Below are 11,746 nucleotides of genomic sequence, written 5' to 3'. Positions count from 1 at the left end.
GATAAGTCGTTTGGCCAATAGCTGGGTGACTTTAACGATTGTTCAATTTCAATAACAAGGGGAACATTATGATGCAGGCTATTTTTGATAAGTTGCCCATGTTTTTTCGTGGTATTACACAAGAGCGAAATACATCCCGTGCTAGAGGCGATGCTCAACGAACAACACACGGCCGAGAGGGTGAAGTGTTTATTGTGGGCGCAGGACCGGGCGACGTTTCTCTGCTCACGATGAAAGCGTATGCATTATTGCAAGATGCAGACATTGTACTTTTGATGCTTTGGTGAGTGAGGAAGTGCTTGCCATCATACCAAGGCACATCAAAAAGCAGTATGTAGGCAAACGTTGCGGTAAACACAGTGTTCCTCAAAATGAAATTTGTGCGCACATGGTATCTTTAGCCCAACAAGGGCTACGTGTGGTTCGCCTAAAAGGCGGTGACCCTGCAGTGTTTGCGCGCACAGGTGAAGAAACGCAAGCACTCGAAAAGGCGAGCGTACCTTACGCAATTGTTCCAGGTATTACCGCAGCCTCAGGTGTGTCGGCCTATACTGGTATTCCTCTTACTGATCGCCGTTGCGCTCAGCGTGTTTCGCTATTAACGGCCCATTTCAAAGATGAAAATCAGTTACCTGATTTCGAGAAACTTGCCGCACAAGCCAAAGATCAGACACTGGTTGTGTATATGGGATTGAGTCGTTTGGCTTTATTGAGCGACAAGCTGGTGGAGAATGGTTTATCTGCCGATTGGCCCGTAGCTGTTGTTGAAAATGGCACATGTAAGCATCAAAAAACAGTGACTGGAACGCTTAACAGTATCAGTGCGAAAGTTCATGATGCACAGCTAACAGGACCGGCATTACTTATTCTTGGAAAAGTGGTAGAGTCTAGGCAATCTGTTGACCTGTCGTTGTTACAAACACCTCACTATGTCCCAACCGTTTAGCGAATACATCAAAATAATAGGCAAAGGTAAAAAAGGAAGCCGAAGCCTTACCCGAGAAGAAGCATTCGATGCCATGCGTCAGTTGTTGGCCGGTGAGGTAACTGGAGACCAACGGGGCGCTTTTCTGATGCTACTCAGAACGCGAGAGGAAACCCCTGACGAAATTATTGGTTTTATTGATGCTTGTCGTTTACTCATCGAACCCGAACTAAAATCGCTCACACCCCAGCTAGATATTGGTTGTTATGCGGGCAAACGACGTCAATTGCCCTGGTACTTGTTGTCAGTGGCTGTGTTAGCCGCTAACGGTTATAAAACCTTGCTTCACGGTGCTCATGAACCTGGTTCTGGTCGCTTATATGCGAGTAAAGCATTACCCACATTAGGGCTAGATGAAGTCACCAGTATCCAATCAGCAAAACAACAGCTTGAAACCTACAACGTCACTTATTTAGATCTTGGGTATGTTCTGCCAAGTTTGAATACCCTGATTAAACTCAGAGAAGTGTTTGGCCTTCGGTCCTGTGCCAATACGCTATCTCGTTTACTTAACCCTTCTGCTGCGCCTTACTGTGTACAGGGGGTTTATCATATGCATTTAGACCACAAACATCGCCATGTGAACGAAGCTTTCCCTAATTTCGACGCTTTGTGTTTCCGCGGCGACGGTGGTGATCCTGAAGTCAACAGTGAACGACCCACTGAACTGTTTGTGACCCGTAATGGCAATACCGAAGTGCCCGTGCTTCCCGAAATGACCGAAGGATGGGCGATGAAGGACAAGTCAATGTCGTTGGAGACTATGCTACAGGTTTGGGCGGGTGAAATTGATCATGGATATGGACGTCAAGCCACGCTAGCATCATTAACCAGTTATCTTTTGTTGGTTGATAACCTAGATGTACAAACGGCACAAGAAAAGGCCGCCGCACTGTGGCAGCGAAGAAATAAAAAAGCGCTGCCATTCGCTAAAGTCTAATCTTATTAGTAGACAAAAAAGCGCGTATGGCTTCAAGTCATACGCGCTTTTTTTCAAACAACTTACTATTCGCCGTCTTTTATTTATTCCGTTGCAATAGATAGTAAAACAACGGAGTAAGTATTAGGCCAAAAATAGTGACGCCAATCATTCCAGAGAATACTGCGACCCCCATGGCTTGACGCATTTCTGCACCAGCGCCCGTTGAAACTACCATTGGGAATACTCCCATGATGAAGGCTATAGATGTCATCAATATAGGACGTAGGCGCAAACGACAGGCTTCTTTCACCGCTTCTAGGGCGTTCATACCATTTTCTTGTAGCTCCTTGGCAAACTCTACAATCAATATGGCGTTCTTAGTTGCTAGCCCGACTAATACAATAAAGCCAATTTGGGTAAATATATTGTTGTCGCCACCCCACAAAATAACGCCAGTGATTGCCGAAAGTAAGGTCATTGGAACAATAAGAATGATAGCCAAAGGTAGACGCAAGCTTTCGTACTGAGCGGCCAACACAAGGAAAACCAATACGACGACGAGGGGGAATACCAGCATGGCGGTATTGCCGGCTAAAATCTGTTGATAGGTCAACTCTGTCCACTCGTATGTCATACCCAAGGGAAGCGTTTCTTCTAGAATTTGCTCAATGGCGGCTTTCGCTTGGCCTGAACTGTAGCCCGGAGCGGGTCCACCGTTGACCTCGGCTGTCACGTACCCATTGTAATGCATAACCCTGTCTGGGCCTGCGGTATAGCCTACATTCAGGAAAGTACCCAGAGGGATCATTTCTCCATGAGTACTGCGCACCTTGAACTGTTTAATTTGTTCAACATCTTCTCTGAACGGCGCATCGGCTTGCACATTCACTTGATAGGTACGGCCAAATAAATTGAAGTCGTTCACATAAACGCTGCCCAAATAGGCCTGCAGGGTGTCAAAAATAGTATCTACGCTCACGCCTTGGCTAATGGCTTTGGTGCGATCTAAGTCTACATCGAGCTGAGGAACATCAACGGTAAAACTCGTAAAGTTGCCAGTAAGGGCTGGGTGTGCCCACGCTTTACCAATCACTTGCTGAGTAACTTCGTTGAGCTTTTCAAAACCCAAATTTGCGCGGTCTTCAATTTGAAGTCTAAAGCCACCAATAGTGCCTAATCCCATGACAGGAGGCGGCGGAAAAATAGCAACAAAAGCGCCTTGAATTGATGAAAACTGCATGTTGAGTTGTTGGGCAATAGCACCGGCAGACAGTTCTGGAGTCGTTCGCTCGTCAAAGGGCTTTAATGGTGTGAACAAAATCCCCGAATTTGGGCTATTAGTAAATCCATTAATATTCAATCCCGGAAATGCAACGGCATCAGATACCCCTGGGTGTTCAAGAGCAATTCGTGACATTTCACGGATAACTTCCTCGGTTCTGTCTAATGAGGACGCATTGGGCAATTGTGCAAAGGCAATGAGGTACATCTTGTCTTGCCCAGGTACATAGCCTGTTGGCGTGGTGCTAAATTGCTGGTAGGTCAGCCCCATTAAGCCTGCGTACAACACCAAAACAATCCCGCTCATACGCACCAATTTACTCACGCCTTTGGTATAGCCTGCTGCGCCTTTGGCAAACAATCGGTTAAATGGTGCAAACAACCAGGTGCCAAACGCTTTGTCCATCAATCGAGTTAACGCGTCTTTTTTGGCGCCTTTGGGTTGCAACAAGATAGCCGACAATGCTGGGCTGAGGGTTAATGAATTAAATGCTGAGATAAAGGTCGAAATAGTAATGGTTAATGCAAACTGGCGGTAAAACTGACCAGTAAGACCCGACATAAATGCGGTTGGAATAAATACCGCGGCCAACACTAGGGTTGTGGCAATAATGGGGCCTGTGACTTCGCCCATGGCTTTAACAGTGGCGTCTACCGGGGAGAGACCATCAGCGATGTTTCGCTCAACATTTTCCACAACAACAATGGCGTCATCAACCACGATACCTATTGCGAGTACTAATCCGAACAATGACAGTGCGTTTAATGAGAAGCCCATTAGCTGCATGAATGCAAAGGTACCCACAAGAGAGATAGGCACGGCAGCTAGAGGAATAATAGAAGCTCGCCATGTTTGCAAAAACAACACAACCACCAGCACAACCAGCAGTACGGCCTCTAACAAGGTACTAATAACCGCTTCAATTGAACCTTTAACGAAAATAGTGGGGTCGTAAACAATGTCGTACTCCAACCCGTCGGGGAACAACTGTGAAAGCTCGTCCATTTTGGCACGGACATTTTCAGATATTTCTATCGCGTTAGAGCCCGGAGCTTGGAAAATAGGGAGCGCCACAGCGGGCTGATTGTTTAATAATGCTCGTAGTGAATAGTTACTAGCTCCTAGTTCAATTCTGGCGACATCTTTAAGACGAATAACTTCGCCTTGGCTTCCAACTTTGATAATAATGTCACCAAATTCGTCTTCATTCACAAGACGACCACGTACATTGATAAGCCATTGGAATTCGCTGTCGCCAGCGGGTTGTGCACCTAAACTACCGGCGGCAGCTTGTTGGTTTTGTTCACGAATAGCATTAACGATATCCGTGGGGTTAAGTCCTAGTGCGGCGACTTTGTTTGGATCTAACCAAATACGCATGCTGTAATCGCTAGCACCAAAAATAGCGACACGGCCAACGCCCTCAATTCGCGCCAGTTCGTTTTCGACATTTTGCTCGGCGTAGTTACCAAGGTACAGCATGTCGTAACGCTGATCAGGCGACGTTAGATGAACCACCATGGTGAGATCTGGCGAAGACTTTTCTGTGACTACCCCTAAACGTTGTACCTCTTGTGGTAATCGAGGTAGGGCGCGGTTAACGCGATTTTGTACCAAGGTGGTTGCATCATCAGGGTCGGTGCCAATTGCAAAGGTTACAATCAGGGTTAAACGACCATCTGACGTTGCTTGGGACGACATATAAATCATGCCTTCGACACCGTTAATTGCTTGCTCTAACGGCGTAGCAACGGTTTCTGCGATAACTTTGGGGTTTGCTCCCGGGTAGCTGGCAGTAACCTCTACAGTTGGAGGCACAACTTCTGGATATTCGGTAATGGGCAGTTGCCAAACGGCAATGGCACCACCAATGAAAATCAGTAGCGACAGTACCGTCGCAAAAATAGGGCGATGAATGAAAAAGCGTGAAAACTGCATGGGGTTAGTTACCTGTAGACTCAGTATTCAAGTTAAGTGAAGCGAGTTTTTGGTTCTCATCTAATCGCTGTTGCCATGCATCTAATTGCGCTACTTGTTCAGGCGTTGCCATGTCTCTGATTTGGGGAGCGACTACAACACCCGGGCGAACACGCTGTAGACCGTTGACTAGGATCGTGTCACCGGCAGACAAGCCCTTGTTGATAAGACGCATTGCACCGACTTTGTCACCTAATACCACTGGGCGATAGGCAACCTTGTTGTTCTCATCAATAACAAAAACAAACTTATTATTAAGGTCAGTACCTATGGCTTTTTCATCGATAAGAATGCCGTCAAATGTGGGACTCGCGGCAACTTTAAGGTGGGCAAACATACCAGGCATAAGGTAGCCATCACTGTTCTCAAATACCGCGCGAACACGAATCGTGCCCGTGGTTGGGTTGATGGCATTATCGACAAAGTCCAACGAACCCCAAAACGCATATTCATCACTATTCACTAATTTCATGGCCACAGGTTGGCGCTCTTGAGCATCTCTTTGACCGGACATTTCCATATCTTTGTAATTGAGGAATGATTGCTCATCCACGTCAAAGTATGCATATAGCTTGTTGGTTGAAACGATACTCGTCAGTACGGTTTCACCGGCGCTCACATAGTTACCCGTAGTCACGTTCGCACGGGATACTCGTCCTGAAATCGGTGCCTCAACCCGAGTGTAACCTCGATTCAGCTTAGCAAGGGCCAATGAAGCTTCTGTGGCTTGTACCGCCGCTTGAGCTTGCTGTAGCGCTGAATGGCGATTATCGAGTTCTTCTTGAGATACCGCTCGTGTTTTTCTTAGCTCTACAGCACGTTGATAGTCTGTGGTTGCTAGGCTACGTTGACTCCTAACTTGGGTAAGTTGTGCTTGAAGACGGTTAACTTCTTCTTTGTACAACTGGTTGTCGATGAAAAACAAGGTATCACCTTGCTTCACTTCGCTACCTTCTTCGAACGCTACAAAATCAATGTAGCCCGATACTCGAGGGCGTAGCGACACGGTTTGAGGTGCTTCAAGACGACCGGTAAATTCATCCCACTCAGTGATACGCTGACTAAGCACTTCGGCCACTTCGACTTGCGGCGCTGCCATTTGCGTTGCTGCGGCTACTTGTTCGCTGCTGTCTTCAGTACATGCAAAAAGAACACTGGCGACTAAGCTCACCAAGGCTAACCTCGTTAAAGAGTTAACAGACATAATTAGAACCTACATTGAGAATTTGAAAACGGGTGAATACCCCAGCGACACTGATGTAGACTGAAAAGTCATTAGGATTGTTATTAGATAATCAATTCGCGTTGTGTAAACGCTGACCATTATCCATAGATGAAAAGATAAATATAATTATATTTTTATATGAAACATATTTTCTATAGTGATATATTTAGGAAGTCCCCATACAATAGACTCATGCAAGAGAGCGAATATGCGCCACCAAGACCTTAATTTACTGATCATTTTCGACGCTATTATGACAGAAGGAGCGATTACTCGTGCTGCCGATAGGCTTGCAATGACGCAGCCTGCCGTTTCTAACGCATTGTCTCGTATGCGATCAGCATGGAATGACGAGTTATTCGTCAAGGATGGGCGAGGTATTCAACCGACTAATTTCGCCCGTAATCTCTGGGGGCAGGTGAGAGGACCGTTGGGTCAACTGGAAGATGCGATAGCACCGTCTGCCTTTGATGCTGCTACGGCAACACGTACGTTTCGCATTGCCGCTGCCGACATTACCGTGGAGGCTATTTGGGGACGTTTACGTCACGAGATAGAGAAGAGCGCGCCGGGAGTTAACTTGTTCACTATACCCAATAACTTTATCGATCAGGAAGATTTACTCAACAACGCAGAAGTAGACCTGATTGTCGGTAAATCTACCTCTAATGTCGAAACCATCAGGAGTGAATACCTTACCTCACCAAAGTTTGTCTGCGTTATGCGACACGATCACCCGCTGGCCAAAAGGGATGAACTCAGTTTGGAGGACTTCATTCAGGCCGAACACTTACTGGTAACGTTATCGGGTCAACTGAACAATCTGACTGATCAAGCGTTAAATAATATTGGTATGAGCCGTCGTATTGCCATGTCGGTAAATCACTTTTCTGCAGTATCGTCGCTATTAAAGCAAAGTAATTTGATATGTGTTGTACCTTCAATGGCGGTGGAGCAAGAAATTTTCAGTGACGAACTTGCAGTCTATGAAGTACCCATTGAACATGCCCCTAGTCATGTCTCGCTCATGTGGCACAAGCGCCAAGAGAACGATCAAGGGTTAACCTGGCTTCGTCAATTAATCGCGAGAATAATGCGTGAACGTGCAGACCAACATTTCAATGCATTGGCTAAATGCTGTCGAAAGGGCTACTGTCCAGAACAGGTTAAGCGTTTAGTGCAACAAAATGTGGTAGCTATCTCGTAAGACGATTGAAGCTATCGCGCTGGATTAGCTGGGCCAATGCCAACTGGGTGTAGTGAGTAAATCCTGTCCGGCAATAGTGGTTTCGCTCAGTGTTTTCTCTAGGTAGATACTGTTGCATCGCGTATCACATTCAAGGGAAGAGATTAGAGGTTTTGCATGTGAGACCACCCACACCTGTGTGCTGTTAGCCGCAGTTTTAATGAGTCGACCAAGTGCGGGTAGAAGATCTGGATGCAAACTGGTTTCTGGTTCGTTGATAACCATTAGACTCGGTGGACGCGGGGTGAGTAGGGCGGCAACCCACAATAGGTAACGCAATGTTCCATCTGAGAGTTCTTTAGCGCTGAGCGGGCGTAACAATCCTCTTTGCTTAAACTGAAGCGTAAAGTGACCATCATTGCTGATTGAAACACTGACTGAAGCACCGGGAAAAGCATCATCTATCGCATCGTAGAGTGCCTCTTCAGCGCCAATCTCAATGATCGTTTGTATGGCGGCTGCAAGGTCACGGCCATCGTGATGAAGAACCGTTGTTCGTGTACCTAGCTGAGGCTGTCGCGCCGGTGCTTGGCTATCGGTTCTAAAGTGGTCGTAAAAGCGCCAATTATTGATAAAGGTCTTAAGCGACAGCACTTCGGGGCATTGTTGTGGGTCGGCAACTTGCGTAAACATGCTTTCGAACATAGGTTGATGTTTGGATATGACCTCCCACTGCCTACTCCGTTTTACTTTCACTACGTGGTCAATACGCTCCACCAATGCTGACGCAGGTCGATGTCTTGGACCTTGCCAAATGGACTCCCGTTTGATTTCCGGATCTAAGTTGAACGCTGAAGGATAGGGAACGGGGGGCGTGATACCCAATGCAACGGCATAACTGAACGCCTCGCTGGCAAATCCTAAGCGCAAACGTTTACTGCTATCTGCAGGCGTTCCCTCTATATTAACTTCGCCACGTTTCATTCGGTCACTGATTTCTCGGGGGCCTGCCCAGAACGTGGTGCTTAGTCCACCCTCGTTAGCCAGAGAACTAATAACACCGCCCCGAGCCGTCTCTGCTAGCAGCCTTAACGCCTTGTAAAGGTTCGACTTACCCGCACCATTTGCACCAGTCACCAAATTCAGTGGTCCCATAGGGATAATAATATCGTGCAGCGAGCGATAATTATTTATGGCGAGAGTGGTGATCATAGGCGTCTAATGAATACCCGAGTTTTTGACGTTGTCGGCGTAGGTCTTTGATACAGGCACTTTGAGATTATTCTCCAAAATAAGAAGGGTTTTACGATTTTCTTTTGTCACTTGTGCCACTGCGGAAATTGCTACCCACCATGAACGGTGGGTTTGCAGTCCGGGGTAATCTTCAAGCATATCAACCGCGTCTTTAAACCGCATCAATAAAAGATGATGACCCTTGTCGGTATACACTTTGAGATAATGATCGGCAGATTCAAAAGCGTACAATTGCCCTCGTTTTTCGACGGGTAGCAGTGCTAAAAACTTACTCAGTTGCGTATCAGAAATGGTAGGTGATTGCTCTAGCTGCGCTTGTTGCTCTACAAGCGTTTCTTTAATCAAACTCACTATGGTAATCACGCCACCAATCACCAATGTTTTAGGGAATACATTAAAAAAGTCGCTCGCCATTGAGACTGACTTTCCGAAGTAGAGTGTGGTCACCAGAGGCACCAAAAAGCTCATGGGTATACTTGCCACGAAGGCGCCCATGGCCACGCGCTGCCAATGAGAGGCAAGGAAGGGCGAACAACGCTTATCACACTGATCGATAATAGGGTGGTAAACCAGATAGCCAACCACGCATATAATCACCCAGTAAGATATAGACACGTACAAAGGCAATGCGTCCATTCCGAACGGTGATAAAAAGCCAACAAATAGACCGACACCAACAACAACCAGTAAATCATAGGCTTTTTGTGTGATCATTTCGCGAATCGTCAATTGAACAGAGCCTCTTTTCCGCCAATTTCACGAAGTCTTTAGTGCACTTTACGTATTGGCGCTATTGCGTTAATGCCAACTATTTTATCGTCTTTTCCACACGACGCAATTGTCGTCACCCGTAGAAAAAGGAAACAGCAAATGAAAAAACTAATAGGGCTAACATTAGGCATGGCAGTCTCTTTAACCTCTTTGACAATGGCTTCAATGAGCCACGCGAATACTGGCAAAGAAATCGAATTCTTAATCAACGGGGTAAATAGCTCCGACGGTAAATTGTACATTCAACTGTTTAAAGGTGAGGCCAACTACGAGGAGGCAAATGCGTACAACGCCACGATCGTTCCGGCACAACAAGGCACACTAAAGTGGTCTTTTACGTCAACGAGCCTGGAGAGTATGCATTGCGTTACTTTCATGACGAGAACGATAACGGACAAATGGAAACGAATATGTTTGGCATCCCTACGGAAGGATATGGATTTTCAAACAATGCTCAGCCCAACTTTGGGCCAGCAAGCTATTCACAAATCAAGTTTGTTGTCGCTGCAGAAATGACCAAGATCACCAATGAGTCTGAGGTAATTTACTAATGGAGCGGCGTCAGGTTCTAAAATCAATTTCCTTGGCGGTAACCGCAGGTCTGTTGCCCAACAGTCATCTCATGGCGATGGCTGAGCAGTTTGTAGAAAATGACGCATTGTCTGAAGTCTATCGTCAATTTCAAACAGCGTTGGCAAACAACCCCAAAATGCTCGGGTTTTCTAATGTTGATGCTGACTTTTCGCCGCGTAAGCTCGATATCGAAGGGCGAATCCCCGCAGATTTGATTGGCACATTCTACCGCAACGGCCCAGCAAAACACGAACGAGGGCAAGCCCGTTACAAACATTTGTTTGAAGGCGACGGCATGTTACAGGCGTTTTCCATTGGTGATGGTGAAATAGAGCACAAAGGACGCTTTATTACTACGCCAAAGTTCAATGCGGAACAACAAGCGCAGCGCTTTTTGTACTCTGGGCCAGAGTCCCGTTTGTCACAATCACGGGGAGTCACTGGTCCAAACGATATCAATGTAGCCAATACTAATGTGATTTCAGTTAATGACTCACTGTGGGCGCTTTGGGAAGCCGGTGCTCCTGCCTTAGTCGATAAAAACACACTAGAGTTTGACCGTTACGCTATTTTAGGAGAACACCAGCACTATGGGAAAACTCTCGACAATATGCCTTTTTCGGCACACCCGCGTATCGAAGCTAGTGGTGATATTTGGAATTTTGGTCTTAATGCTACAGGGCATTTAGTCCTGTATCACCTCGCTAAAAATGGAGATGTAAATAAAGTTAAGGTAGTTGCCACAGGATACAAGGGCATGATGGTGCACGACTTTTTGATTACCGAGAAGCACGTGATTATTGTTTTACCGTCATTGATTAGCAAGCGAAATAAGCCGGGCTTCTTTGAGCGAATTGCTTTTGAGGGCGACTTGCCAATGCAGATCATCTTATACAGCAAAGACGACTTTAGCGAAGTGCGTCGTTACGAGTTGCCCGCGGGTTTTGCTTTTCATTATGGGAACGCATGGGAAGATAGAGATGGCACGATTCACTTTGATGCAAGCCTGTACCCTGACTTATCGGTGCTCACGGCGTTGGGGAAAGTGATGGCAGGGGAGCATATGGAGAGCCAATCGGATGCGACTAATGTGCTGATTCGTTTGTACCCTGACGGGCGCTATGAGATGGAAGATACGGGCATAGTGAGTGAGTTTCCAAGAATAGCATCCTCGTTAATAGGCAAGAAACACAGCGTGCTTTATCACTTGAGCAGTCAAAGTGGAGGCGTATGGAGCGATACACTGAGTCGACTTGATTTGAAAACTGAGACGTACCAACACTTCCACTTTGGTCATGACTATCTAGTAGAAGAGCATGTCCCTGTAGGCAATGCATTAGATGAACGCAGTGGATATTTGATCGGAACAGCATTACATGTGCCGAGCAAACGGACTTGTTTGAATGTGTTTAAGGCCGATAGTGTGTACGATGGACCAATCGCCCGCGCATGGTTGCCTTATCACCTGCCACTGGGATTCCATGGTAACTTTGTCGCTTAGGTAAGCATTGTTGGGCGAGCCAGTTGCTTCCACATGCACTACACGTGCACTAATAGTGCACTTGCTACCT

Annotated in this window: 8 protein-coding genes and 1 pseudogene; 5 read left to right on the top strand and 4 right to left on the bottom strand. The window is 46.5% G+C overall.

The genetic code is table 11. The features are described from left to right. Positions 1 to 68 precede the first annotated feature (68 nt). Positions 69 to 946 (top strand): annotated as a pseudogene (cobA, locus tag EYS00_RS13835) (uroporphyrinogen-III C-methyltransferase). Further along, the gene (locus EYS00_RS13830; RefSeq protein ID WP_130637596.1) at positions 930 to 1,925 is read left to right on the top strand and encodes a glycosyl transferase family protein; all 996 of its coding nucleotides are present in this window, start codon (positions 930 to 932) and stop codon (positions 1,923 to 1,925) included. Before cobA ends, EYS00_RS13830 begins: the two are co-directional and overlap by 17 nt. Positions 1,926 to 2,004: 79 nt before the next feature. Here the strand turns inward: EYS00_RS13830 and EYS00_RS13825 are convergent, their stop codons facing one another. Together EYS00_RS13825 and EYS00_RS13820 are read right to left on the bottom strand one after the other, a co-directional pair. After that, complete coding sequence (locus EYS00_RS13825) at positions 2,005 to 5,127, bottom strand: efflux RND transporter permease subunit (protein WP_130637594.1); 3,123 nt, start codon at positions 5,125 to 5,127, stop codon at positions 2,005 to 2,007. A 4-nt stretch (positions 5,128 to 5,131) separates the two neighbouring features. Then, complete coding sequence (locus EYS00_RS13820; RefSeq protein ID WP_130637592.1) at positions 5,132 to 6,370, bottom strand: efflux RND transporter periplasmic adaptor subunit; 1,239 nt, start codon at positions 6,368 to 6,370, stop codon at positions 5,132 to 5,134. A 229-nt stretch (positions 6,371 to 6,599) separates the two neighbouring features. Between EYS00_RS13820 and EYS00_RS13815 the strand changes: the two genes are divergently transcribed. Further along, entirely contained in the window at positions 6,600 to 7,598 is a 999-nt protein-coding gene (locus tag EYS00_RS13815; protein ID WP_130637590.1) for a LysR family transcriptional regulator, read from the top strand. Between the two features lie 24 nt (positions 7,599 to 7,622). Here EYS00_RS13815 and EYS00_RS13810 read toward each other — a convergent pair whose 3' ends face one another. Beyond that, positions 7,623 to 8,789, bottom strand: a complete 1,167-nt coding sequence (locus EYS00_RS13810) for an AAA family ATPase (protein ID WP_130637588.1) — start codon at positions 8,787 to 8,789, stop codon at positions 7,623 to 7,625. Between the two features lie 6 nt (positions 8,790 to 8,795). Beyond that, positions 8,796 to 9,545, bottom strand: a complete 750-nt coding sequence (locus EYS00_RS13805) for a LytTR family DNA-binding domain-containing protein (protein ID WP_130637586.1) — start codon at positions 9,543 to 9,545, stop codon at positions 8,796 to 8,798. Positions 9,546 to 9,928: 383 nt separating this feature from the next. Between EYS00_RS13805 and EYS00_RS13800 the strand changes: the two genes are divergently transcribed. Continuing rightward, a complete protein-coding gene (locus EYS00_RS13800; protein ID WP_130637584.1) occupies positions 9,929 to 10,153 on the top strand; it encodes a DUF2141 domain-containing protein in 225 nt (74 codons plus the stop codon). Then, on the top strand, positions 10,153 to 11,676 hold the full coding sequence (locus EYS00_RS13795) for a carotenoid oxygenase family protein (RefSeq protein WP_130637582.1): 1,524 nt from the start codon (positions 10,153 to 10,155) through the stop codon (positions 11,674 to 11,676). The genes EYS00_RS13800 and EYS00_RS13795 overlap by 1 nt, the downstream gene beginning before the upstream one ends. Positions 11,677 to 11,746 lie beyond the last annotated feature (70 nt).

The sequence above is a fragment of the Alteromonas sp. KUL49 genome (assembly GCF_006538345.1).
Taxonomy (GTDB): domain Bacteria; phylum Pseudomonadota; class Gammaproteobacteria; order Enterobacterales; family Alteromonadaceae; genus Alteromonas.
Note: the sequence above shows the minus strand (reverse complement) of the source record. Positions and strands in the feature narration are given on the sequence as shown.